The following is a 24756-nucleotide window of genomic DNA, read 5'->3' as shown; positions in this document are numbered from 1 at the left end:
CCGGCGTTTGAGGACGAGGCCGCAAGGCCGATCGGGGGTCTGGGGGCGAAGCCCCCAGCGGGGGTCCGGGCAGAGCCCCGGGATGGGACGGGTAGGGGCGGCGGGGGCGAAACCCCTGGGGCGCGAGGCCCGCGGGCCCGCTCAGGAAGTCGCGGCGAGCCGTTCGCGAACCCGGACGGCCGCCTCGTACGTGTCCCCGATCGGCCGCGTCGCAAGCCGGCCAGGCTCCCGCGTCCAGCGGTCCTCGAGCGCGAACCAGTCGATGGCCTTCGGCGCCCGGCCCTCCGCCAGCGCGGCCCGCAGCTCGTCGAAGTACGTCGACCAGCGCAGCCGGTACAGCCCGCCGAGCAGGCCCGCCCACTCCCGGTTGGCATAGTCGCGCAGCCCTGAGTCCGCGCCCTGTCGGGTGCCCCACACGGTCAGCAGCGACAGATTGTCGTACGCCAACTGGTCCCGCTCCTCCTCGTCGGCGCCCCATGCCCGCGCGTCGGCCACCCAACGCACCACCAGATGACGGGAGTCGGTGGCCATCAGAGTCTCCAGTACGTCGATCAGTGCGAGCCAGTCGCCGGCCAGCCGGTCCAACTCGGCGGCGTCCCCGGCGTCGTACGCCGCCTTGAGGCGGGGGAGGAGGACACGACTGCGATTGGAGGCGGCCTGGCGGGCCACGTCGAGGAGGTCGTAGCGGTACGCGGAAGAGCTGCGAAGCCCTGCGGGCATCTTCAGCAGTTCGTCGAGCGCGGGCTCGAACTCCTCGGCGTCGTACCGGAGTTGCTTGGGCGACCACTTGGCGGCCGACTTCACCGTGAGCGAGGGGCGGGCCCCGAAGAACCCGTCGGCGCCCTCGCTCCACGAGTCGGCGCGGGTCGTGCCGTACGCGGTGCGGCGCAGGATGTCCCAGGCGGCCTCGGCATGCGGATCACGCGCTCCGTAGCGTGCGTACGCCCAGTCCCTGAACCACGCTTCGAGGTTCAAGTCGCCGTCTTCCCAGGCGAGTTCGGAGAACAGGTCGAAGGCGGCGGGATTGTTGTCCGCCGCCTCCGGCATGAGGGCGACACCGCGCAGGGTGCTGCCCTCCTTGGTGCGCCACTTGTTGTACAGCTCGACCCAGTCGGGGGTGTTGGCGCCCATCGTCGTGTGGCCGCCGAAGTTCCAGATGGAGCCGAAGGCGTACGGGGTGTCACCCCAGTCGGCCTCGCGGTCGATGACGGTCGGGAAGCGGTCGGACAGTCCGTCGACGACGAGCATGTGCCGCTTGTCGACGGCGTCGACGATCGCCCTCGGCGGGTTGCGCTGCCAGCCGAGGATCACCCAGATCGCCTTCGGATGCGCGGTCAGCAGCGCCTTCTCGACGCCCTTCGCCGCATCGCCGACCGGTACGTCTCCGGGGTCGCCGCCCTCGTGGAGCAGGTCCATCTTGTAGAGCGTCGAAGGGCCGAACATCTCGTCCTGGACGCGGTAGAAGGTGGCCGCCACCTGCGCGAAGTGGTCGGTGCGCGGGTCCAGCCAGTCGGGCCGCGCGAGGCCCATCCACTCGCCCTGCGGTACGGGCCGCGCGCCCGGATTCCGCTCGGCGAAGCCCGGCGGGACCGTACCGAAGTAGCCCGGGAACACCGGCGTCATGCCCAACTCCCGTACCCGGTCGACGATCCGCCGCCCCAGCGCGGCCCGCGCGTCAAGCAGCTGCCGCGAGACCGGATACGGAAACGCGGCCAGATTCTGCATCAGGAACCACGGCTGATGGGCCGGCCCCGCGATCCACGCCCGCAGCTCCTCGTCCGTGTGCCCGAACTCCTGGAACACCCGGTGGTAGAGCGCGTCCGCGCCGATGTACACCAGCACCTCGTTGTAGCCGTGCAGTGCCAGGATGTCGAGTTCGCGCTCCCAGTACGTCCAGTCGTTGTACGCGCCCGTGTAGCCGTCGTTCGTGTCGTTGAGGACGAAGCGGTGCGGGACGTTGGCCTGCCGGGTGACGGTGCCTTCGAAGCCGGGCAACTGCTCGGGGAGGTCGAGCTGTTCACCGGCCCAGCTGATGTTGGCGTGCGCGATGTGCTTCAAGTACCAGCGCAACCCGGCGAGTTGGGTACCGGGCGTGGTGCCGCCGATGGTGATCCGCCCGGTGCTCCCCGAGACCCGGAAGGCGTCGGGCTCGGCGGGGCTCGTCGTCTCGAACCGCAACTGCTCCCAGTGCCGCGGCAGTAGCCGCCGCGCCGCCCTGCTCGCTGCGCCGGCCTGAGTCACTGAAGCCCCCTTGGCGTCCGTGGCGGAGGAACTCTTCGCTGGTGTGTTCGAGCAGGCTACGACACCGGCCGATGCGGCAACCGCGATCAGAAACGCGCGACGAGCAAGCGGCATTTGGGTCTCCGGTTCCACAGCTGAGGGATGCCGTGGAGAGGGATACCCGCTGAGTGGGGACTTGAGCGTGGAAATAGGGCCACATGGCGGAGAACGCGTCTTGAATGGGCAGTCGGTTTCGCCCCCGACTGCCCGTCAGGTGGCCGCCGACTGCCCGTCACATGGCCGCCGACGTGCCGGATCAGAGGCCGAAGAGCCGAGGATCGCTCGCCAGGGCGCGGAAGTACTCGCGTGGGTCCGCGACCAGCTTTCGTTCCTTGAGGTCCATCAGGCCGCCGGTGGCCGTGATTTCGGCGGCGACCGTGCCGTCGGTCTTGCGTATCTGTTGCTCGACGCGGAAGATCTTGGACTCGTCCATGTGGAAGTCGCACGTCACCTCGACTTCTTCGCCCGCCCGCAGCTCCCGCTTGTAACGGATGGTCGTCTCCAGCGTCACCGGCCCCACCCCCTTGGCCATCATCGTGGACTGGCTGATCCCGGCGGCCTGCACTAACGACCAGCGGGCGTGCTCCGCGTAGTTCAGATACACGCTCTGGTTCAGATGGCCCAGCACGTCGGTCTCGTATCCACGGACGGTCACACGGACGGAAAACGAACCTGACGCCTCTGTCGCTTCTGACACGGCTTCCCCTTCTCGACGATGGTGATCACCAGCTTGGCATGCTCGGCTCACGCTCGTCGCGGTGAGGTGAAGTCACACCCGTCGCGGTGAAGCCAGCAGATAGCGCGCCCGGGTACGAGGCTCCGTGTACTCCCCGACCTGCCAGCCCGCCTTCTCCAGCGTGGCCGCACAGCCTTGCCGCGACTCGGCGTCCGGCACGTGCACCGCGACCGCCTCCGGCTGTGGTGTCGCACGCACCCGGTAGCCGTCGGTGTCGGCCCCCGCAGGCCGATGTCCCGCGGCCTCCAGCGCGAGCGCGGCGGCCTGCACCAGATGCGTACGCTCCCATCCGCACGGCCGGTCCACAGCGCCGTCCGGATTGGTCATCCGCCGCAGCTCCAGGAGCCCCTGCCAGGCACTGTGCACCTCGCGTATGCGTCCGGGCCCCGTATCGACACCCTCCTCGCCGCCGATTCGGGCGGCGAACACGCCGGTGGCTGCGGGCGCGTGGGCGGCGGCGTCCTCGGCGGCGGGGACACTGGCGACCTCGGGCTCCGCAGCCGCCTCCTCACGTATCCGATGCCCGGCCGGTGTCAGGAAGTGGTCGTGCGGCGGCCGGGGATGCCGAAAGGCGAGCCCGCGCTTCACCAGCGCCGCGAGCTGGCTATCCGTACCGCTGAGCCGCCCCGTCACGGGATCGGCGGCATCGATGACACGCCGCTGCGCGGCGGTTGGCGGTCGTGTCACGGCGTGCTCCTCCCTGAATCCCCGAATCGGGCTCCGCCTGATCACCGGCCTGATCAGTGAGCCCATTCGAAGACTACGACCCGCCTCTGACACTCACCCTCTCGCCCGTCACAACTCGCGAGCCCACCGCTCCAGCTCCTCGAAGTCCCGCTCCCGCAGCCCCTTGCGCGGGTCGATCGGCAGCAGGAGAGCCGCCGCGTCGTGGTGCGCGGCGACATGTCGTACATCGAGGTCGGTGATCTTGTCGTCGACCCACACGAAGGGCCGGCCGGCAGCCCACGCCACGACGTGCCGTGTCTTCCAGTACAGACCCTCGGGGTCCCTGACGAACAACTCGGGCCACTCGATCACCGGCAGATCGCCCGGCAGCCCGATCACCGGCGCGATCATCTCGTTGGCCTCGTGCATCCACGTGGTCGCCCACGCCAGTTCGTACGGCAACGCCATCAGCCGCGCCCCATGCCCCGGATTGAGCCGCACCCGCAAGCCGCGCCGCAGCCGCCCCGACCCCGGCACCTGCCGCGCGGACCAGTTCGCGGGCCTGAGCCGCCGGGTCACATACCCACGCGGCCGAACAAACCGCGCGCCGTAGGGATTGAGCGGTCCGTCGACGTCGAGGAGCAGCAGTGGTCGGTCAGTCATGCGAAGAGGGCTACCCAGACCAACCGGCCGTGTACTCACAGGCGTTACTACCAAGAATCCCCTACGGCCACGGAAGCGGGGTACCTGCTCCCACAACTTCTAACGGCGTTGTGAACGAAATCGGGTGCGACGTCTTGACCGAGGTCCAACTGCCGGTGCATGTGCAGCGGCCTGGGCCGGGGATCAGCGGTGGTGCACCGGGCTTTGGCGGCTACTCTCGTCTCTCCATCGACCTGGACTGCAGGGGAGCAGACTGTGCGCAACGCCGCCGTGACGCCCGAGGGTGACCAGATCCGCTGGGTTGAGCTGCCGGGACAGGAGCCGTCACGCGTCTACGTGCATGGTCTGGGCGCTACTTCGCCTGCCTACTTCACGCAGGTGGCGGTCCATCCTCTGCTGGCCGGCCGCCGTTCGCTGCTGATCGACTTGCTCGGGCACGGCATCAGTGACCGGCCGACGGGCTTCGACTACACCCTGGAATCGCACGCCGATGCCCTCGCCGCGGCCCTGACCTGCGCGGGTGTTACCGGCGCCGAGCTGATCGCGCACAGCATGGGCGGCTCGGTGGCCATCGTCCTGGCTGCCCGGCACCCTCAGCTGGTCTCCCGCCTGGTCCTGGTCGACGCCAACCTCGACCCGATCCCGCCCAGGCCCGGCTCCGCAGGCAGCAGCGGCATCGCCGCGTATTCCGAGCAGGAGTTCCTGGCGGGCGGCTGGGAAAAGATCCGCGACCGGGCCGGTTCCCACTGGTGGTCCACGATGCGCCTGGGCGGCCGGGAGGCCCTGCACCGCAGCGCGGTCCACCTCACCCGCGGCACCGTCCCCACCATGCGTGAGCTTCTGCTGGACCTGAAGATTCCCCGCACCTACCTGCTGCCCGAGGCTGACGGCCCGCTCCCGGGCACTGGTGCGCTCGTTGAAGCGGGGGTGGCCGTGGTCCCGATCCCGGACTGCGGGCACAACATCATGCTGGATAATCCGGAAGGCTTCGCCCGCGCCACCGCGGCGGCGCTCGCGGACCGAGACCAGCAATAGCCAGGCCATCCGCGAAGGCGGAGCGTGACGTGGAGAGGGCCGCACGGGTTCCTCGTGTGTGATGACGAATGTGCCCGTGCGGCCTTGTCCCATCATCCTGCCTTCACCGGCATCTCCCGCGCGCATCTCGGCAGTTTGTGGCGCTGTGGCCAGTCCTGACGGTAGAAGCGCAGATGCAGGACTCCTTCACACGCAAGCGCGCGGTGCGGGAATCGATCTCGAAGAGATCAGCGCATTCGTCCCGGGGAACGTCTACGACGCGGAGGCGGAACGAGGCTGTTGGCGAATTCTCCCCGGCCAGGTGATCGGTCGCGGAAATGTGACAGTTTCGGGGGTAGGTGTCACATTCTCGCGATCGCATACCGGGTCTGGCAGCGTCGACCGGAGCGGCCGCACCGCCTTCGGGGTTGGCCCACGGCATTAGCGCGGACCAAGGCGGGGCCTCGTTCGGTTGTACGTCAGTGATCGGCGGCGTACGAGACGAAGGCGGCCCAATCCTGCGGCCTGAAGGCCAGCGACTCTCGCGGGGGCAGGGCCTGAGCTCGGATGATCCCATAGCGCAGTTCGAGGATCTGAACCTCCTTGGAGTCCGAGATCAGTCGGCTGGTGAGCTGAACCTCGTTGTGTCCCACCGTTGTTCCCTCCTTGAGCCGCAGCAGGTGGAAGGGTCCGCCGAGACCGGCGTTGTCCTCACGCTCCACCACGCAGACGCCCACGCCACGCTCCGTATCGAACTCACGGATGCCTGCCCCGACCGCCGCCCTCCCGCCTTCGGCACGCTCGAACCACCCTCGTCCGACGCCGAGTCCGGCCGCGGCCTCCTCCTTGTCGAGGCCCTGGCCACTCACTGGGGGACGACGTGTGGAGACCCGTACACCAAGACGGTGTGGTGCGAGGTCGCTCTCACGTGACTGTCAGTGCCCTCTGGCACGGCGAGCCGAGCCCGCTGCTGGGGAAGCTCGCCCTACTGCCGATACCCGCTGAGGAACCGCCCGATCCGTCCGATCGCCGCGTCCAGGTCGTCGACGTACGGGAGGGTGAGGATGCGGAAGTGGTCGGGGCGGGGCCAGTTGAAGCCGGTGCCCTGGACCACCTGGATCTTCTCCTGCAGCAGCAGGTCGAGGACGAACTTCTCGTCGTCGTGGATCTTGTGCACCTGGGGGTCGATGCGCGGGAACGCGTACAGCGCGCCCTTCGGTTTCACGCAGGAGACGCCCGGGATCTCGTTGAGCTTCTCCCAGGCGCGGTCGCGCTGTTCGCGCAACCTGCCCCCGGGCGCGGTGAGTTCGCGGATGGACTGGCGGCCGCCGAGCGCGGCCTGGATGGCGTACTGGGCGGGCGCGTTGGCGCACAGCCGCATGGAGGCCAGCATCGTCATGCCCTCGAGGTAGTCGCGGGCGTGCTGGCGCGGGCCCGTGACGACCATCCAGCCGGAGCGGAAACCCGCCACGCGGTACGTCTTGGACAGTCCGCAGAAGGTGAGGACCACCAGGTCGGGGGCGAGGGAGGCGACCGAGTGGTGCACGGCGTCGTCGTAGAGGATCTGGTCGTAGATCTCGTCGGCGAAGACCATCAGGCCGTGCCGGCGCGCGAGGTCGAGAATGCCCTCGATGATCTCCTTCGGATAGACCGCGCCCGTCGGGTTGTTGGGGTTGATGATGACGACGGCCTTGGTACGGTCCGTGATCTTCGCAGCCATGTCGTCCAGGTCCGGGTACCAGTCGGCCTGTTCGTCACAGAGGTAGTGCACCGCCTTGCCGCCCGCCAGCGTCGTCACCGCCGTCCAGAGCGGGAAGTCCGGGGCGGGGATGAGGATTTCGTCGCCGTCCTCGACCAGCGCCTGGACCGCCATGGAGACGAGTTCCGAGACGCCGTTGCCGAGGAAGACATCGTCCACCCCGACTTCGAGGCCCAGGTCCTGGTAGCGCTGGGCGACGGCGCGGCGGGCCGAGAGGATGCCGCGGGAGTCGGTGTAGCCGTGTGCCTGGGGCAGCATGCGGATCATGTCCTGGAGGATCTCCTCCGGCGCCTCGAAGCCGAAGAGCGCCGGGTTGCCGGTGTTCAGCCGCAGCACACTGTGGCCCGCCTCCTCCAGGGCGTTCGCGTGCTCGATGACCGGACCCCGGATCTCGTAACAGACCTCGCTGAGCTTGCTCGACTGCCGGAACTCCATGCGGTGCGCACCTCCAGGTTGGTGTGTTGCTTGGTTTTACCAAGTACCGGCTTGGAAAGTCCAACAACATGTCTAGACTGCGCCGCATGTCACCTCGCCGAAGCTACGACCAGTACTGTTCCGCTGCCCGGGCCCTCGACGCCGTCGGTGACCGCTGGACCCTCCTGATCGTGCGCGAGCTCCTCGCCGGTCCACGCCGCTACACCGACCTGCACGCGGATCTGCCCGGCGTGAGCACGGACGTCCTCGCCTCCCGGCTCAAGGACATGGAACGGGACGGGCTGTCGACCCGGCGTCGGCTACCCCCGCCGGGAGCGGCCTTCGTGTACGAACTCACCGACCGCGGACGCCAGTTGCTCCCTGTCCTGCAGGCCCTGGGCGAGTGGGGCGCGCCCCTGCTTCAGGAGCGGCGGCCCACCGACGCTGTGCGCGCGCACTGGTTCGTGCTGCCGTTGCTGCGCTGTCTGGCGGGACTTGGCGAGGGGGTCGTACAAGTACAGCTGGAGGAAGGGGCGTTCTACGTACACCTCGGCGCCGAGGACGGCGGACCGGTCTACGGCGAGGGGGCCGCGCCCGAGGAGCCCGCTGCCCGGCTCGCGCTCGACTCGGGGACGTGTACGGCACTTGCCCAGGGCGGCCTGACGCTACGGGAAGCGATACGGGCCGGGCGGGTCGACGTGGTGGGCGACGGGCCGCTGGCCAAGGAGCTGCGGGACATCTGACGACCCGCCACCAAACCTTGCACACTACGGCAGTTCACGCCCCCAGCGGATTCGGCACCCGCGCCCAGATGTCCCCCGGCCGCTCCGGCGAGAGCCGCATTAGCGTCAGCGCCTTCGTGGGCAGCGGTCCGTCCAGCAGGACCGCCAGGTCGGGCGTGCGCGGCAGGTCTCGTACGGCCGTGGAGAGCGCCTCGCCGAGCGCCGCACTCGAACCCGCCGTCGCCCCCAGCGTGCCCGTGACGAGCGAGCCGAACAGCTTGCGCCGCAGGGTGGTCTCGTCGTCCGTGATCAGCCGGCCGGACAGGTCCGGGGCCGGGATGCCATGGCGGGCGAGGCGGGCCGGGCTGATGCGGATGTCGGCAAGGTCGCGGTAGATCAGGCGGGTTGGGGTGCCCGAGGGGGAGAGCACCACGAGGAGATTCTGGCCGTGGGCCTCCAGCGCCACGCCCAGCTCCAGCAGCCGCAGACACACCGTCAGCGCGAGCCGCGTGAACTCGGCCAGCCAGGAAGGGGATTGGGGCAGCCCGGTCAAGCCGAGCGCGGCGACCGGCACCACCCGCTCGCCCTCGGCCGCGTAGGATTCCGGCGCCTCGCGCACCACGGCCGCGAACTCCGGGGTGTGGGCGGTGGCCGCCCCGAGCGTGCGGGTGATGTGCAGCAGCCCGTCCAACCGGGCGGCGAGCGCGTCCGCGAAGGCGGACACCGTCGCGGCCGTAGCGATCGAGTACACCGAGATGTCCCGCACCGCCGACGTCAGCCGGGCGCTCAGCGCGGTCTTGATGTGCGGCCCGCCGGGCGCGGCGTCGGCGAGGGTGCGCAGCGACATGAGGGGGTGGGCGGTTATACCCGAGCCGCCCACCAGGTTCTCGTCCTTCAGCACATGCTGGGCCTGCCACGGATGCACCGGGATCAACACCCGCCCGGCCTCCCGGTACGGCCACTCGCCCGCCACCAGACAGGCCTCCTCCGGAGCGGCGACCAGGCCCAGCTCGACCACCGGCCGGTGCTCGGGCGCGTACGCCAACTGCTCGGCCACCGAAAAGCCCGGCCGGGAACGGCAGTTGGGGTGGAAGGGATGCCCGTCGACGATCCGCTGCTCCCACTCCCAGGTCGCGGAAGGGGCCTCAAGCGGCGGCTGGTCGGCGCGGGACAGGGCCAACGAGGCGACGCTGTGGTCGAGTTCGGCGGCGAAGGCGTCACCGTGCGGGAAGGAGAGTGCGGTCATGAGTGCGGCCGGGTGGTCGTACGCCGAACCGTCCAGCTCAACCTCCGTAACGGATGCGGCAGTTCCGTACGCGTCCGAGTGCGGCCCGTGCAGCCGGCGACCATCGGCCAGATGGAGCGTCAGACCCTCGCGCCCCTGCTCCCGCCGCGTGATCCACGGCAGCGGCTCATGGGCGAGACCACGCCACAGCCGGGTCAGCACGGCGGCCCGGGCGCCAGGGAGCTCGGCGGCGTACCCCGGCAGCAGGGCGGGCCAGGCGGTACGCAGCTCGGCGGCGAGGGCGGACTCGGCCTCGGCCGGGGTGGGGGGATGGTGCACGGGGTGGCTCCTCGGGTGATGGGAGGGCGTCGGGACCGGGTACTACGGCAGACATACTGATCTTCACTACCCGTATGGAACGAATGGACCGCGTGGAACCCATGCCCCCCAGGGACGACGTCGCAGAGGCCGCCGACGCGTACGCGGCAGCGCCGCTGCTCAATTGTCTGCTGCGGGAGGTGGCCGAGCGTGCACCGGGGTCCGGTGAGCGGCCCGTGTACCGGCTGCCGTCCGGAGGACGCCTGCTGCGGGTACGCGGCGGACGCCGGCCCGCCGAGCCGGAGGTGTACTCCGCCGGGGCCTGGCACCGCCTCACCCACGCCGAGCTGGTCAAACTCACCGCCGACGAGCTGCGCCGGCACACCGGCCTGGCCAACTCCGAGCTGCCCGCCGAAATGATCGACAGCCGCGACGCGGTGGCGGCGCTCCTCGTCGCACGCGAGGAGGCGGCCCCGCCCGAGGACCCGTATCAGCGCTCCGAGCAGTCCCTGATCACCGGACACCCCTACCATCCCGCGCCCAAGGCCCGCGGCGGCGGCCCGGTCGCCGGCTGGCTCCCGTACGCCCCCGAGGCGTACGCCCGCTTCCCCCTCGTCCTTCTCGGGGTGCGGGAGGACACGGTCGTCGAGGAGGGCGACACTCGGGCGATCGACGCGCTGGCCGAGGCCCCTCCCGGCTACCGGCTCCTGCCCGCCCACCCCTGGCAGCTCGACCTCATCGGCAGCCGACCGGAGATCCGCGACGCCTTCGCCGACGGCCGCCTCGTACGACTCGGCCGCGCCCCGGCCCCGGCCTGGCCCACGGCGGCCATCCGCACGGTGTACGACCCTGCCGCCGACCTCTTCCTGAAGTTCAGCCTCGACGTCCGCATCACCAACGACATCCGCCGTCTCTGGCGTCACGACCTCCTCGCACTCCGCCGCACGGACGCGGCGGCCACCTCGGCGTTCGCGGCCGTGGACGGCCCTGCGGCCTGGCTGAGCGACCGCGGATACCGCACGGCGCGCTTCGCCTTCGAGGAACTCGCCGTCCTCGTACGCGACGGTCTGCGGGACCACGTCCTCCCCGGCGCCACCCCCTTGCTGGCGGCCGCCCTCACGGAAGGCTTCGACGGCAGCCCGCTGGACTCCCTCGCCGACCCGGCCGCCTGGTGGACGGCGTATGTGCGTCAAGTCGTCCCGCCCGCACTGGAGTTGTTCGCCCGGTACGGTGTCGTACTCGAAGCGCATCTGCAGAACACGGTGGTGGCCGTGGATGACGCCGGTCTGCCGGTGCAGGCACTGTTCCGGGACGCCGAGGGCGTGAAGCTGCTGCCCGACGTCACGCGCGCCGCCGGGTGGGAGCGGCTGGTGTACTGCCTCGTCGTCAACAACCTCCTCGAGATCGCGGGGGCGTTGGAGGAGCGGTATCCGGGGGTGGAGCTGTGGTCTGCCGTACGACGGGAGCTGAAGCGATACGAGCCGGGGCTGCCCGAGGTGGGGGAGCTGCTCCGGGCTCCCACGCTGCCCGGCAAGACGAATCTGCTGTTGCGGTGGACGGGGGCGGACGGGGCGGATGCCCGGTATCTGCCGCTGGCCAACCCCTTGCGGTAGGTGGCGCGGAAAATGCCGGTGGGTACGGTGACCCGCTGATTTACAGTGGCCGGTGTGCTGCGCGAAGTGACTGCCGACCGATACGTGACCCCGCTGAGGTCCGGCGGCTCCGTGCCCGGAGTCGTCGAGGCCGACGACCTGGGGACGTATGTCGTGAAGTTCACCGGCTCCGCGCAGGGCAGGAAGGCGCTGGTCGCCGAGGTGATCGTGGGTGAGCTGGCCCGCGCGCTGGGGCTCAGGTTCCCCGAGCTGGTCCTGGTGCACTTCGACCCGGAGATCGCCGACGGGGAGCCGCATCAGGAGGTGCGGGACCTGCACAGCGCCAGCGCCGGCATCAACCTCGGCATGGACTTCCTGCCGGGTGCGAAGGACTTCACGCCCGAGGTCGCCGAGACATTCCGCGTGGACCCGCTGGAGGCGGGCCGGATCGTATGGCTCGACGCGCTGACCGTCAACGTCGACCGTACGGTCCACAGCTCCAACCTGATGGTCTGGCCCACGTTCGGCACCACACCCCCGCATCTGTGGCTGATCGACCACGGCGCCGCCCTCGTCTTCCACCACCGCTGGGACGCCACAGAACCGGAGAAGACGTACGACTTCCGGCACCACGCGCTGGGCCACTACGGCCCGGACGTACGGGCCGCCGACGCCGAGCTGGCGCCCCGCGTGACCGAACAGCTGCTCCGCGAGATCACCGCCGAAGTGCCGGACGCCTGGCTCGCGGACGAGCCGGGCTTCGCCACGCCCGACGAGCTGCGCGAGGCCTACGCCGGCTACCTCCACGCGCGCGTGCGGGCATCAGCGGCGTGGCTGCCCACGGATTTCCCCACCCGGGAGGAACTCGCCGCCGAGCAGGCCCTGCGCGCGGCGAAGAGTCAGCGAGGCCGTCCGAAGTGGCTCCAGCAGGTCCCCGACCTGCACGGCAAACCGGCGGCGGAACAGGATTGGTCGGTACACCTCGGATGACCCACCGCGTTCAGATCGAGTACTGCACCCAGTGCCGCTGGCTGCCCCGCGCCGCATGGCTGGCACAGGAGCTCCTCACCACCTTCGAGACCGAGCTGACGGAGCTGTCCCTGAAGCCGGGCACGGGCGGCGTGTTCGTCGTACGCGTCGACGACGAGGTGGTCTGGGACCGGCGCGAGCAGGGCTTCCCGGAGCCGACGGCCGTCAAGCGCCTCGTACGCGACCGAGTGGCCCCGGGCAGGACCCTGGGCCACTCGGAGAAACCGGCGGACTGACTCAGCCGGACTCGGTCGGGCTCAGCCGACGAGCTGCTCGTACGCGGGAAGCGTCAGGAAGTCCACGTACTCCTCGTCCAGCGACACCTTCAGGAGCAGATCGTGGGCCTGCTGCCAGTTGCCCGCCGCGAAGGCCTCGTCGCCCAACTCGGCGCGGATGGCGGCCAGTTCCTCGGCTGCCACCTTACGGGCCAGCTCCGGCGTGGCCTTCTCACCATTCTCGAACTCCACACCCGCGTTGATCCACTGCCAGATCTGGGAGCGGGAGATCTCGGCGGTGGCCGCGTCCTCCATGAGGTTGAAGATCGCGACCGCGCCGAGGCCGCGCAGCCAGGCCTCGATGTAGCGGATGCCGACCTGGACGGCGTTGACCAGGCCCGCGTACGTGGGCTTGGCATCGAGGGAGTCGACGGCGATCAGGTCGGCGGCCTTGACGTCGACGTCCTCGCGCAGCCGGTCCTTCTGGTTCGGCTTCTCGCCGAGCACCGCGTCGAAGGACGCCATCGCGATCGGCACCAGGTCCGGGTGCGCCACCCAGGAGCCGTCGAAGCCATCCCTCGCCTCACGGTCCTTGTCGGCCTTGACCTTCTCGAAGGCGACCTTGTTGACCTCCTCGTCGCGCCGCGAGGGGATGAACGCCGCCATGCCGCCGATCGCGTGCGCCCCGCGCTTGTGGCAGGTGCGCACGAGGAGTTCGGTGTACGCGCGCATGAACGGAGCCGTCATCGTCACCGCGTTGCGGTCCGGCAGCACGAACTTCGGCCCGCCGTCACGGAAGTTCTTCACGATGGAGAAGAGATAGTCCCAGCGGCCCGCGTTCAACCCCGAGGCGTGGTCGCGGAGTTCGTAGAGGATCTCCTCCATCTCGTAGGCCGCCGTGATCGTCTCGATCAGGACGGTGGCGCGGATGGTGCCCTGCGGGACGCCGACGTAGTCCTGCGCGAAGACGAAGACGTCGTTCCAGAGGCGGGCCTCCAGATACGACTCCGTCTTGGGGAGGTAGAAGTACGGGCCCTTGCCGAGGTCGAGCAGGCGCTGCGCGTTGTGGAAGAAGTACAGACCGAAGTCGACGAGCGCGCCTGGGACGGGGGTGCCCGAATCGTCCACCAGATGGCGCTCGTTCAGGTGCCAACCGCGCGGGCGCATCACGACCGTCGCCAGCTCCTCGGCCGGCTTCAGGGCGTACGACTTGCCCTCGGGGGAGGTGAAGTCGATACGGCGCTCATACGCGTCGGTGAGGTTGAGCTGGCCGAGGACCACGTTCTCCCAGGTGGGCGCCGAGGCGTCCTCGAAGTCCGCGAGCCAGACCTTGGCACCCGAGTTGAGGGCGTTGATGGTCATCTTGCGGTCGGTGGGGCCGGTGATCTCGACGCGGCGGTCGTTCAGGGCCTCCGGTGCCGGGCCCACCTTCCAGGAGTCGTCGGCCCGGATGGCGGCGGTCTCGGGGAGGAAGTCGAGCGTGGAGGTACGGGCGATCTCGGCGCGGCGCTCGGCACGACGGGCGAGGAGCTCGTTGCGCCGGGGCGTGAACTGCCGGTGCAGCTCGCCCACGAAGGCGAGCGCCGCGTCCGTGAGGACCTCACCCTGCCGGGGCAGGGGCTCGGCGTCGACGATGGCCAGCGGGGACGGCGCTGGTGCGGACATGAGCTGTCACTTCCTTCAGCGAGCTGACTTCAGTACACGGCAGAACTGGGTGCCAATGGATACTAATTTCCTCATGGTGGAAGTTCAATGTTTTGTTGATGTCAAGATTCTCTGAGTCACAAGATTCTCCGAGTCACTCGAGGTGGATCAGATCGCTTTCCGTGTCGATGTCGTACGCCTGCGCCACGTCACCGCACTCGACGAGCGTGATCGCGTCCTCGTGGGCCTTCAGATAGGCGCGTGCCCCACGATCCCCGACCGCAGTCGCGCTGATGCCGGGCCAGTGGTCGGCGCCGAACAGCACGGGATGCCCGCGTACGCCGTCGTACGCGGCTGCCGCGAGCGATGCCCCGGAGCCGTACGCGGCGAGCACGCGGGCCACCGCCTCCGGCCCGATGCCGGGCTGGTCGACCAGCGACACCACGGCGGCCCGCGCCCCCGTACCGGCCAGCGAGTCGAGCCCGGCCCGCAGGGAGGAGCCCATGCCCTCCTCCCACCGGTCGTTGTCGACGAGGACGCAGCCGGGCAGTACGGCCCTGGAACGTACGAGGTCCGCCTGCGCCCCCAGGACCACATGCACCCGGGCGCAGCCTCCCGCCCGCAACACCCCCGCCGCGTACTCGACGAGGGGGCGCCCCCGGTGCTCGAGCAGCGCCTTGGGCCGCCCGCCGAGCCGCCGGCCCCCGCCCGCCGCGAGCAGCAGCCCCGCCACCTGGTCCCGTTTCGCTGTCATGCCTCCTGCATACCTGACGCCGGGGCGAGTTCATGGTTTCCATGGACTGAATTTCGGCTCTCGGAGTGGCGCCCACCGCTCCGGTTGGCGTTTACTGGCCCGCGGCCCCCGGTGCCTGACCAACGCCACGGGGTGCTCGACAGAGGCAGTACGTCCGGCGCACGAAGGGGTGCGAGGGGGAGAGCTGTGTTGCGGAGCTTGGGGCAGAGGCGGCCAGTGACCGGCAGCGACGAGGATCCAAGGGTGGCGGAGCTCCGGACCGCGGTGTCCAGGCTGCGTCGCGAACTCGCCGCGCATCCGGCCGAGTTCCCGGACCGCGGTATCGCGGAGGACGAACTCGCCGCGCTCGCCGCGATGACCGTCAGCGGCATCCCGGAGGTACCGCGACTGCGCCGCTCGCTGCTGCTGATCGCCGGCTCCATCGGCTCGGTCAGCGCGCTGGCGCCGGGGCTGCAGGAAGTGCGTAGCGCGGTGGAACTCTTCGGGGAGCCGCGCCGCTGAGCGCCACTGCCTCCGGCGGTTGGGCGGCTGCGGGTTGTTTGTGGCTGGTCGCGCCGTTCCCCGCGCCCCTTGGGTGCGTGCGTGGGTCGGGGCCGCGGGCCGGTGCGTCAGCCCGTCGCAGGCCGGGCGTACGGCCCTTTGCTGGTACAGGGTGCGGGTGGCCTGAGACCGAACCTACGCGACGGGCATACGACGCACCGGCCCACGGCCCCTCCCGCCGGTGGGAAGCTGCGGGTTCGTTGTGGCTTTGGCTGAGTGGAGCCGCAGGCTTTTTAGTTTGGGGGCGCGGGGAACTGCGCGACCAGCCACGACGCACCCGCAGCCGCGACACGACTGTCACCCCCACCCCCTGACGGGGGTCTGGGGCGCAGCCCCCCCACGCGGCGGAGCCGCAAATCGATACAGCCCCGCGCCCCTTACGGGGCGCTTGGCCCCGAGCTTGCCAGCGCCTCCGACAGTTCCACCGCGATCTGCTGCAGCACGGGCACGGTCTTCTCCGTCATCGCCTCTGTGACGCGGCCTGCCGGGCCGGAGATCGAAATCGCCGCCGCGGTGGGGGAGTTGGGCACGGAGACCGCGAGGCAGCGGACGCCGACCTCCTGCTCGTTGTCGTCCACCGCGTACCCGGACCGGCGGACCTCTTCGAGTGCGGTGAGGAATTCGTCCGGTGAGGTGATCGTCTTCTCCGTGGCGGCCGGCATGCCCGTACGGGACAGCAGTGCGCGTACCTCGTTCGCCGGGAGGTGCGCGAGCAGCGCCTTGCCGACGCCGGTGGAGTGCGGCAGCACGCGGCGGCCGACCTCGGTGAACATCCGCATCGAGTGCTTGGACGGGACCTGGGCGACGTATACGATCTCGTCGCCGTCGAGCAGCGCCATGTTCGCCGTCTCGCCGGTCTCCTCGACCAGGCGCGCCAGGTAGGGCCGGGCCCAGGTGCCGAGCAGCCGGGACGCGGACTCGCCGAGGCGGATCAGGCGGGGGCCGAGCGCGTACCGCCGGTTGGTCTGCTGGCGTACGTAACCGCAGGCCACCAGCGTGCGCATCAGCCGGTGGATCGTCGGCAGCGGCAGCCCGCTGCTCACGGAGAGCTCGCTGAGGCCGACCTCGCCGCCCGCGTCCGCCATTCTCTCCAGCAGGTCGAAGGCGCGCTCGAGGGACTGGACGCCACCGCTGGGTGCGGAATTCTTCGATGCGGAGGCATCCGCGGAGGCGTCGCTGGCGCTGGGCGTCGGCACGGGAGTTCCTTTCAGATCCGGCAGGAGAGGCAGCCTATCGGCCGGTCAGTTTGTTGACTGACCGGCTACGGATAACTACGTTCTGCTTGATGGAAGCTTAATTCCGCTTTATGGAAGGTGCCAGGCGCAGGGGCGCGCTCTTGACGGGGCAGGGCCCGCGGTGAAGACTCTTCAACATAACGTTGAATTTCGCATTGCGGAAGAGGCGGAAGCAGCGGCAGAGAACGGCAGAGAGGGGTCCGGGTGTCCGACGACGGATGGGGCGAGGGACAGGGCGAAGGGCGGGACGAACTGGTCCTGCGCTCGAGGCGCGTCATCACTCCCGAAGGGACGCGCGCCGCCTCGGTCGCGGTCACCGCGGGCAAGATCACGGGCGTACTGCCGTACGACGCCGAAGTGCCCCCCGGAGCGCGGCTGGAGGACTTCGGCGACGACGTCCTGCTGCCCGGCCTCGTCGACACCCACGTGCACGTCAACGACCCGGGCCGCACGGAATGGGAGGGCTTCTGGACCGCCACCCGCGCCGCGGCGGCCGGTGGCATCACGACGCTGATCGACATGCCCCTCAACTCCCTTCCGCCGACCACGACGGTCGACCACCTTCGTACCAAGAAGGACGTCGCCCGGTCCAAGGCGCACATCGACGTCGGCTTCTGGGGCGGCGCCCTGCCCGACAACGTCAAGGACCTGCGACCGCTGCACGACGCCGGAGTCTTCGGCTTCAAGGCGTTCCTGTCGCCCTCCGGAGTCGACGAGTTCCCCGAGCTGGACCAGGAGCAACTCGCCCGTTCGCTGGCCGAGATCGCCGGATTCGACGGCCTGCTGATCGTGCACGCCGAGGACCCGCACCAGCTCGCCGCCGCCCCGCAGAGGAGCGGCGGCAACTACGCCGACTTCCTCGCCTCCAGGCCGCGCGACGCCGAGAACACCGCCATCGCACAGCTCATCGCGCAGGCAGGGCGCCTCCACGCGCGCGTGCACGTGCTCCACCTCTCGTCCAGCGACGCACTGCCGCTGATCGCCGCCGCCAAACGGGAGGGCGTACGGCTGACCGTCGAGTCCTGTCCGCACTACCTCACACTCACGGCCGAGGAAGTCCCGGAGGGGGCCAGCGAGTTCAAGTGCTGCCCGCCGATCCGTGAGGCGGCCAACCAGGACGCGCTGTGGCAGGGCCTGATCGACGGCACGATCGACTGCATCGTCTCCGACCACTCGCCCTCCACCGCCGACCTCAAGACCGCCGACTTCGCCACCGCCTGGGGCGGCATCTCCTCGCTCCAGCTGGGCCTTTCGGCGATCTGGACGGAGGCACGCAGACGCGGCCGGTCCCTCGAGGACGTCGTCCGCTGGATGTCCGCGCGCCCCGCCGAACTGGCCGGGCTCTCCCAGAAGGGCGCCATCGAGGCCGGCCGCGACGCCGACTTCGCGGTCCTCGCACCCGAGGAGACCTTCACCGTCGACCCCGCCGCACTGCACCACCGCAACCGGGTCACGGCGTACGCGGGCCGGACCCTGGACGGCGTCGTCAAGTCCACCTGGCTGCGCGGCGAACGCATCGTTGCCAACGGCGAGTTCGGCGAACCCACCGGCCGACTTCTCGAGAGGAACAACTGATCACCGTGACGGCGCAGCATCAATCCCCTTTGGCTCGTTTCACCGGCGACGCGAGTCCGTACGGAGGCGGCGACCCGTACGCGGACTACCGCACCGCCGACTTCCCCTTCACTCGCTACGCCAACCTCGCCGACCGCCGCCTCGGCGCCGGTGTCATCGCCGCCAACGACGAGTTCTTCGCCCAGCGCGAGAACCTGCTCGTGCCCGAGCGCGCCGAGTTCGACCCCGAGCGCTTCGGGCACAAGGGCAAGATCATGGACGGCTGGGAGACACGGCGCCGACGGGGCGCCTCCGCCGAGCATCCGTGGCCCACGGCCGAGGACCACGACTGGGCGCTCGTACGCCTCGGCGCCCCCGGAGTCGTACGCGGCGTCGTCGTCGACACCGCGCACTTCCGCGGCAACTATCCGCAGGCGGTGTCGGTCGAGGGCGTGTCGCTGCCCGGATCCCCCTCGCCGGAGGAGCTGCTGTCGGACGACGTGAAGTGGACGACTCTCGTCCCCCGTACGGCAGTTGGCGGCCACGCGGCCAACGGCTTCGCCGTCTCCCTGGAGCAGCGCTTCACGCATCTGCGGGTCAACCAGCATCCCGACGGGGGCATCGCGCGCCTGCGCGTGTACGGCGAGGTGGTCCCGGACCCCGAGTGGCTGACGGTGCTCGGCACCTTCGACGTGGTGGCCCTGGAGAACGGCGGCCAGGTCGAGGACGCCTCCAACCTCTTCTACTCACCCGCCACCAACAGCATCCAGCCGGGCCGTTCCCGCGCGATGCACGAGTGCTGGGAGACCCGGCGCCGCCGCGACCGGGGCCACGACTGGATCCGCTACCGCCTGGCGGCGCAGGCCCAGATCCGCGCGATCGAGATCGACACGGCGTACCTGAAGGGCAACTCGGCCGGGTGGGCTTCGGTGTCGGTGAGGGACACCGAGAGCGGCGACTGGACGGAGATCCTGCCGCGCACCTGCCTCCAGCCGGATACGAACCACCGGTTCGTCCTCGCCGGGCCGGTTGTGGGTACGCATGCGCGCGTGGACATCTTTCCGGACGGAGGGATCTCGCGGTTGCGGCTGTTCGGTTCGCTGACGGAGGAGGGGGTGGCGGGGTTGCGGGGGCGGCTTCGGGAGGTGGGGGGCTGACGGGCGGGGTTTTTCGCCCCCGGCCCTACGCCGCGATCTCCGACAAACTCCTGGCAGGCGCTCTGGACGACGTGCTGGAGGCGACGGGGCTGACCGACAAGGACGGCGAGCCACTCCACTTCACACCACAGGACTTCCGGCGCATCTTCATCACCGACGCCATCCGCAGCGGTCTGCCACCCCACATTGCCCAAGTCATCGCCGGGCACGCGGACATCAACGCCCTGTGAGGACTGGTTGAAGATCGAGCCACTGGTCCGTACCCCGTTCAGGAGATCGGTCAGCGGATCGATGCCGGTCAGTCCCGAGGGATCCATGCCGGTCGGCGTAGACGAACGCGTATGGACGTGAGCCTGTGTGGCATGGGTGAGGCGGTCGGCGGCTGGTTGAGTTGAGGCCATGAGCGACGAGATCATCCTGGTGACGGGTGCTACGGGAAAGACCGGCCGCAGGGTGGCGCGGCTGCTGCAGGAGCGTGGCGTGGCGGTCTGCGCGGCCTCCCGTTCCGGTACACCGTCCTTCGACTGGACGGACCGGACTACCTGGGAGCCCGCGCTGCGGGGCGTGACGGGGATATACCTGGTGGTCCCCGACCTCGGCAGCCCGCAGGCCGCCCAGGCCATCGGTGCGTTCGCCCGGCAGGCCGCGGCGGCCGGGGCACGGCGGGCGGTGCTGCTGTCCGTGCCCGAGGGCGGGGCGGACCAGGAGCACGTCCTTGCCGCGGAGCGGGCGCTGGAGCACGCGGGCCTGGACTGGACCGTGCTGCGGCCGCGGTGGTTCTTTCAGAACTTCAGCGAGGACTTCCTGCTCGACCCCGTGCTGAGCGGCGAGGTACGGCTGCCTGCCGGAGACGGCAAGGAGGCGTTCGTCGACGCCGAGGACATCGCCGAGGTGGCGGTCGTCGCCCTCACCGAGGACGGGCACGCCGGGTGGCACTACGAGCTCAGCGGCCCGAAGCTGATGACCTTCCAGGACGCGGTCGAGGAAATCGCCCGGGCCACCGGCCGCGACATCCGCTACGTGCCGCTGACCCCGGAGGAATACGCGGACGAGCAGCGCGCCCAGGGCGTGCCCGAGGAGTGGGTGCAGCTGTCCGTCGGCCTGTACGAGTACGTCCGCTCCGGTGGCCTCGCGTCCCTCAGCGACGGCGTCCAGCGTGCCCTCGGGCGGGCCCCGAGGGACTTCTCCGACTACGCCAAGACCGCTGCCGCGCAGGGCGCTTGGTCCGCATAACGCTCATCTGACATCTGACGCCTACCTGACCTTTCCGGGCAGGGGAGCTCCGCAAGCGGACCTCCCCTGCCCGGATTTGCATGCCCGTGCGCACATACGCGCATAAATCTTGCATATCCATGTATATGCAATCAAGTAAGGAGAAGTACGTGAGAGGACTGCACGGCAAGAGGGTCGTCATCGCCGGGGGTGCTACCGGCATCGGCGCCGCGTCGGCCGCGCGGCTCGCCGAAGAAGGTGCCTCGGTCGTCGTCGGCGACATCAACATAGATGCGGCGCAGGCGACGGCCAAGCGGGTGACCGATGCCGGGGGTGTCGCGCTCGCCGTCGAGTTCGACCTGGCCGACGAACGCTCGATCCAGGCCCTGGTCAGCCAGGCCGTCAGCGAACTCGGCGGAATCGACGGGCTCTACAACGTCGGTGCCGACCTGTCTGGAGACACCATGGGCCGCGACACCGACCTGCTGGGCATGGACCCGGCGGTCTGGCGGCGCAACCACGACGTGAACCTGCTCGGTTATGCCCTCACCTGTCGGGAGGTCATCCCGCACCTGCTGGGTCAGGGTGGCGGCGTCATCGTCAACACGTCCTCCGGTGCGGCGTGGGGCGGCGACCCCTCCCGTCCCGCGTACGCCGCCTCCAAGGCGGGCGTCAGCGCGCTGACCCGCCATATCGCGGGCCGTTGGGGCAAGGAAGGCATCCGCTGCAACGGTGTCGCCCCCGGCGTGGTGATGACCGACGCCTTCAAGCAGAGCGATTCCGAGGACGTGAAGGCCTGGGCCCTGCGGTCCATCCGCGCTCCCCGGCTGGGCGAGCCCGAGGACCTGGCCGCCGTCGTGGCCTTCCTGCTCTCCGACGACGCGGCCTACGTCAGCGGTCAGGTCTGGTCGGTCTGCGGCGGCTGGAGCCTGCGCGAGTAAGTCCCGGGTCCCAATGGCTCCTTCGAGCCCGAGTGACTCCGCCAAGTCCGAGTGACACCCCCCACAGAACCATCTCCACGCGAGGAGCCAAGGAACATGAGCGAGTTAACGACAGTCGACACCGGTACCGGCTACGGCCGCAAACGCCCGTCGCACGACGCGCGCCTGACCGAGGTCGGCCCCGGAACCCCAATGGGCGAGGCGATGCGCCGCTACTGGCACCCGGTCGCCACCTCCGAAACGCTCACCAGCGACCAGCCGCACCGCATCCGCGTACTGGGCGAGGACCTGATCGTCTTCCGCGACGGACAGGGCCGCGCCGGCGTGGTCTACGAGCGGTGCGCGCACCGTGGCAGCAGCCTGTTCTACGGCCGCATCGAGGGCGACGGCATCCGCTGCTGCTACCACGGTTGGAAGTTCGACGTCCAGGGCCACTGCCTGGAGCAGGCCTGCGAGCCCGGCGGCGGGCGCCGCCGTGAGGTGGCCCGCCAGCCCTGGTACCCGGTCGAGGAGCGCTACGGCCTGGTCTTCGTCTACATGGGCCCGCCCGACCGCAAGCCGGCGATGCCACGCTACGACGCCCTGGAACCTCTCGAAGAGGGAGAGCAGTACTGGGCGGGCTGGCCGGTGCCCGGGGCGGAGGTGACGGGCATGGAGCAGGACTTCAACTGGGTCCAGATCTGGGAGAACGCGATCGACAACGTGCACGTCACCTGGCTGCACTACGCGCACAGCGGCGCGCAGCTCACGGGTACGGGCACGCCCGAAGGACTGCCGGAGAGCTTCTACGACCCGTCCCTCGTCGCGGAGGCGACCAGCTACCACAGGACGGAGTTCGGGGCGAAGTACCACCAGCGTTTCGAGGGGACCGGCCCGGACGGGCAGCCGACCGAGCTGGAGTGGCGGCTGGAGCAGCAGCTGCCCAACATCATCGCGCTGCCGGACTTCACCCAGGTCACCCCGGATGCCCGGCACAACCTGCTGATCTGGATCGTGCCCAGCGATGACACGCACCACCGCGTGTTCTTCTCCATCCGCGCCGCCGACCCCGGCCGCATGCAGCGGCTGGTCTTCGGCATCAAGCAGAACGGCAAGATGTTCTGGGAGATGACCGAGGACGACCTCCGCAAGTACCCGAGCGACATCGAGGCCCAGGGCTCCCAGGGCCCGATCACCCTGCACTCGGAGGAGACGCTGGCCACCTCGGACCGCGGCGTGGTGATGGTGCGCCGGATGCTGCGCACCATGGTCGACGACGTCGAGGCCGGGAAGGACCCGTTGGGCGTGAGCCGGGACGACGGTCCGCCGCGGCACATCGACTCCGGTGTGTTCACCGTGCCCGCCGACTCCGACGCGACTCTCCAGGAAGGCACGGCCCCGGGCGCGTTGTCCGCACCGAAGCCGGCCGCGCCCGCTCCCGGGGCGTGACGGGTGGCGACGACCTGGATGGACGCGGTCGTCGTCGCCCGGACGACGGCCACAGCGAACATCGCGGTGCTCGAACTCGCGCCGGCCCACGGCACGGACTTCCCCGCGTACACCGCCGGGGCACACATCGACGTGCTACTGGAACAGGGCGGGCTGATCCGCCAGTACTCCTTGTGCGGTCCGCCCGGCACCGGTCACTACCGGCTGGCCGTGCTGAACGACCCGGACTCCCGCGGCGGGTCCCGGGCGATGCACACACTGGAGGTGGGTGACCGGCTACGGATCTCCGCACCGCGCAACCGGTTCCCGCTCGCCGCCGCGCGCCGGCATCTGCTGTTCGCCGGCGGCATCGGCATCACGCCGCTGCTGGCCATGGTCAGAAGCCTGGATGCCGAGGGCGGCGACTACACACTGCACTACTGCGTACGCAGCCGCACCGACGCGGCCTTCATCGCCGAGCTGGCGGACAACCCCCGGGTCACCTTCCACTTCGACGACGAGGACCCAGGCCAACGGCTCGACGTGGACAGCTGTCTGGGAACACCCTCGCCGGACACGGCGGTCTATGTCTGCGGCCCCGGCGGCTTCATGGATCACGTGCTGGTCCGGGCCGAGGCGGCGGGCTGGCCGCCCGCCGCGCTCCACAAGGAACGGTTCGCCGCCAGTGCCCCGGATCCGGACGCCGCAGAGCCGGGCGCGTTCACCGTCCGGGTGGCCTCCACGGGCGCCGAGTACCAGGTCCCCGAGGACCGCAGTGCGCTCGATGTCCTGCTGGAGAACGGCATCGACGCGCCGTCCTCCTGCCAGCAGGGCATCTGCGGAGAGTGCGTCGTACGGGTCCTGGCCGGCGAGCCCGACCACCGCGACGACGTCCTCAGCCCGGACGAACAGGCCGATGGCCTCTTCGCGCCCTGCACGTCCCGGGCGCTGTCGCGGGCCCTGGAGCTGGACATGTGAACGAGCTGGACATGTGAACGGCCAGGCGGCCGACCGGTCATGGTCGGCCGCCTGGCGTCACACGGGGCCTCAATTCTCTTTCCCCTCTCTTTTCTCTTTTTCCCCTCTTTCGACCTTTCGGCTCTTTCGACCCACTCTCTTTCGACAAGGAGCGCACGTGGATCACACCCGAGCATCGCAGGCGGAATCGCGCGACGGGCAGCCCGGCTCAAGCAGTCCTCCGACCGAGTCCCACGACCCCGGAGAACCGGGCGCCCTGGCGGCGTGGGGCCCACGAGTCTGCGCGAAACTCGTCGACACCCTGGTCGTCGCGGTACCGAGCTTCCTGTTCTATTTCCTCGGCGAGCTCTTCCTCGATGCCGGCGCCTGGATCAGCACGGTCGTCAGCATGATCGGCTGGCTCTGGGTGATATACGAAATGGGCACCACCGGCCAGTCGATCGGCAAGCGCCGGTTGGACATCCGGCTGGTGGGCGAGCGAACCGGACAGCCGGTCGGCTTCGGCAAAGCCATCGTCTACGAGGTCGCACAGATCCTGGACGCGTTGCCCTTGGGAGTCGGTTACCTCTGGCCACTGATCGACAAGAAACAGCAGACCTTCTCGGACAAGCTGCTGCACACCCTCGCCGTCCGTGCCTGACCAGACTGAAGGTTCCGCATGTCTTCCAGCGCCACCCCGGTGCGCTTGGAGGCCCGAAGTC

At 69.9% G+C, this 24756-nt stretch carries 23 protein-coding genes and 1 pseudogene; 14 read left to right on the top strand and 10 right to left on the bottom strand.

From position 1 onward, the window contains the following. Positions 1-141 precede the first annotated feature (141 nt). The 4 genes from ACYVO6_RS48105 to ACYVO6_RS48090 all read right to left on the bottom strand — a co-directional run bounded on the left by ACYVO6_RS48105 (position 142) and on the right by ACYVO6_RS48090 (position 4345). Positions 142-2355, bottom strand: a complete 2214-nt coding sequence (locus ACYVO6_RS48105) for an alpha-N-acetylglucosaminidase (protein ID WP_461073119.1) — start codon at positions 2353-2355, stop codon at positions 142-144. A gap of 181 nt (positions 2356-2536) precedes the next feature. Beyond that, positions 2537-2977 carry an acyl-CoA thioesterase gene (locus ACYVO6_RS48100; RefSeq protein WP_461073117.1) on the bottom strand — a complete coding sequence of 147 codons (441 nt, stop codon included), beginning with the start codon at positions 2975-2977 and terminating at the stop codon, positions 2537-2539. A gap of 72 nt (positions 2978-3049) precedes the next feature. Further along, positions 3050-3703, bottom strand: a complete 654-nt coding sequence (locus ACYVO6_RS48095; RefSeq protein WP_461073115.1) for a hypothetical protein — start codon at positions 3701-3703, stop codon at positions 3050-3052. A gap of 108 nt (positions 3704-3811) precedes the next feature. Further along, positions 3812-4345: an HAD domain-containing protein gene (locus ACYVO6_RS48090; protein ID WP_461073113.1), complete on the bottom strand. Its 534-nt coding sequence runs from the start codon at positions 4343-4345 to the stop codon at positions 3812-3814. A gap of 255 nt (positions 4346-4600) precedes the next feature. On the opposite strand from ACYVO6_RS48090, the gene ACYVO6_RS48085 reads away from it, so the two are divergent. Continuing rightward, positions 4601-5380 carry an alpha/beta fold hydrolase gene (locus ACYVO6_RS48085; protein ID WP_461073111.1) on the top strand — a complete coding sequence of 260 codons (780 nt, stop codon included), beginning with the start codon at positions 4601-4603 and terminating at the stop codon, positions 5378-5380. A gap of 458 nt (positions 5381-5838) precedes the next feature. Here ACYVO6_RS48085 and ACYVO6_RS48080 read toward each other — a convergent pair. Both ACYVO6_RS48080 and ACYVO6_RS48075 read right to left on the bottom strand, forming a co-directional pair. After that, positions 5839-6081: pseudogene (locus tag ACYVO6_RS48080) on the bottom strand (Scr1 family TA system antitoxin-like transcriptional regulator); the annotation flags it as partial. A 263-nt stretch (positions 6082-6344) separates the two neighbouring features. Further along, positions 6345-7553, bottom strand: coding sequence for a pyridoxal phosphate-dependent aminotransferase (locus ACYVO6_RS48075; RefSeq protein WP_461073109.1), 1209 nt, complete (start codon positions 7551-7553; stop codon positions 6345-6347). Between the two features lie 86 nt (positions 7554-7639). Here ACYVO6_RS48075 and ACYVO6_RS48070 point away from each other — a divergent pair, with 86 nt between their 5' ends. Then, positions 7640-8275, top strand: a complete 636-nt coding sequence (locus ACYVO6_RS48070; protein WP_461073107.1) for a winged helix-turn-helix transcriptional regulator — start codon at positions 7640-7642, stop codon at positions 8273-8275. A 34-nt stretch (positions 8276-8309) separates the two neighbouring features. Here ACYVO6_RS48070 and ACYVO6_RS48065 read toward each other — a convergent pair whose 3' ends face one another. Further along, entirely contained in the window at positions 8310-9818 is a 1509-nt protein-coding gene (locus tag ACYVO6_RS48065) for an IucA/IucC family protein (RefSeq protein WP_461073105.1), read from the bottom strand. An 83-nt stretch (positions 9819-9901) separates the two neighbouring features. Here ACYVO6_RS48065 and ACYVO6_RS48060 point away from each other — a divergent pair, with 83 nt between their 5' ends. The 3 genes from ACYVO6_RS48060 to ACYVO6_RS48050 are packed head-to-tail and all read left to right on the top strand — an operon-like array spanning position 9902 to position 12654. After that, positions 9902-11410 carry an IucA/IucC family protein gene (locus ACYVO6_RS48060; RefSeq protein WP_461073152.1) on the top strand — a complete coding sequence of 503 codons (1509 nt, stop codon included), beginning with the start codon at positions 9902-9904 and terminating at the stop codon, positions 11408-11410. A 54-nt stretch (positions 11411-11464) separates the two neighbouring features. Continuing rightward, complete coding sequence (locus ACYVO6_RS48055; RefSeq protein ID WP_461073103.1) at positions 11465-12379, top strand: HipA family kinase; 915 nt, start codon at positions 11465-11467, stop codon at positions 12377-12379. Further along, positions 12376-12654, top strand: a complete 279-nt coding sequence (locus ACYVO6_RS48050) for an Rdx family protein (RefSeq protein ID WP_344393872.1) — start codon at positions 12376-12378, stop codon at positions 12652-12654. The genes ACYVO6_RS48055 and ACYVO6_RS48050 overlap by 4 nt, the downstream gene beginning before the upstream one ends. 21 nt (positions 12655-12675) lie before the next feature. Here ACYVO6_RS48050 and aceB read toward each other — a convergent pair whose 3' ends face one another. After that, on the bottom strand, positions 12676-14298 hold the full coding sequence (aceB, locus tag ACYVO6_RS48045) for a malate synthase A (RefSeq protein WP_461073101.1): 1623 nt from the start codon (positions 14296-14298) through the stop codon (positions 12676-12678). Between the two features lie 133 nt (positions 14299-14431). After that, positions 14432-15031 (bottom strand): nucleotidyltransferase family protein, encoded by a 600-nt coding sequence (locus tag ACYVO6_RS48040; RefSeq protein WP_461073099.1) that lies wholly within the window; start codon positions 15029-15031, stop codon positions 14432-14434. Between the two features lie 216 nt (positions 15032-15247). On the opposite strand from ACYVO6_RS48040, the gene ACYVO6_RS48035 reads away from it, so the two are divergent. Then, entirely contained in the window at positions 15248-15532 is a 285-nt protein-coding gene (locus ACYVO6_RS48035) for a DUF5955 family protein (RefSeq protein ID WP_461073097.1), read from the top strand. A 416-nt stretch (positions 15533-15948) separates the two neighbouring features. Here the strand turns inward: ACYVO6_RS48035 and ACYVO6_RS48030 are convergent, their stop codons facing one another. Beyond that, the gene (locus tag ACYVO6_RS48030) at positions 15949-16767 is read right to left on the bottom strand and encodes an IclR family transcriptional regulator (protein WP_461073095.1); all 819 of its coding nucleotides are present in this window, start codon (positions 16765-16767) and stop codon (positions 15949-15951) included. 243 nt (positions 16768-17010) lie between these two features. Between ACYVO6_RS48030 and allB the strand changes: the two genes are divergently transcribed. The 8 genes from allB to ACYVO6_RS47990 all read left to right on the top strand — a co-directional run bounded on the left by allB (position 17011) and on the right by ACYVO6_RS47990 (position 24695). After that, complete coding sequence (gene allB / locus ACYVO6_RS48025) at positions 17011-18381, top strand: allantoinase AllB (RefSeq protein WP_461073093.1); 1371 nt, start codon at positions 17011-17013, stop codon at positions 18379-18381. A gap of 5 nt (positions 18382-18386) precedes the next feature. Then, positions 18387-19517: an allantoicase gene (gene alc / locus ACYVO6_RS48020; RefSeq protein ID WP_461073091.1), complete on the top strand. Its 1131-nt coding sequence runs from the start codon at positions 18387-18389 to the stop codon at positions 19515-19517. Positions 19518-19588: 71 nt separating this feature from the next. Next, positions 19589-19747 carry a hypothetical protein gene (locus ACYVO6_RS48015; protein ID WP_461073089.1) on the top strand — a complete coding sequence of 53 codons (159 nt, stop codon included), beginning with the start codon at positions 19589-19591 and terminating at the stop codon, positions 19745-19747. A 169-nt stretch (positions 19748-19916) separates the two neighbouring features. Then, positions 19917-20750, top strand: coding sequence for an NAD(P)H-binding protein (locus ACYVO6_RS48010; protein WP_461073087.1), 834 nt, complete (start codon positions 19917-19919; stop codon positions 20748-20750). Between the two features lie 149 nt (positions 20751-20899). Continuing rightward, the gene (locus ACYVO6_RS48005) at positions 20900-21670 is read left to right on the top strand and encodes an SDR family NAD(P)-dependent oxidoreductase (RefSeq protein WP_461073085.1); all 771 of its coding nucleotides are present in this window, start codon (positions 20900-20902) and stop codon (positions 21668-21670) included. Between the two features lie 96 nt (positions 21671-21766). Beyond that, on the top strand, positions 21767-23098 hold the full coding sequence (locus tag ACYVO6_RS48000) for a Rieske 2Fe-2S domain-containing protein (RefSeq protein WP_461073083.1): 1332 nt from the start codon (positions 21767-21769) through the stop codon (positions 23096-23098). A gap of 3 nt (positions 23099-23101) precedes the next feature. Continuing rightward, positions 23102-24055: a PDR/VanB family oxidoreductase gene (locus ACYVO6_RS47995; RefSeq protein ID WP_461073081.1), complete on the top strand. Its 954-nt coding sequence runs from the start codon at positions 23102-23104 to the stop codon at positions 24053-24055. 157 nt (positions 24056-24212) lie between these two features. After that, complete coding sequence (locus ACYVO6_RS47990; protein ID WP_461073079.1) at positions 24213-24695, top strand: RDD family protein; 483 nt, start codon at positions 24213-24215, stop codon at positions 24693-24695. Positions 24696-24756 lie beyond the last annotated feature (61 nt).

The organism is Streptomyces pseudoechinosporeus, from assembly GCF_054783935.1.
The sequence above is the reverse complement of the archived record's forward strand: the minus strand, read 5'-3'. Positions and strand labels throughout refer to the sequence as shown.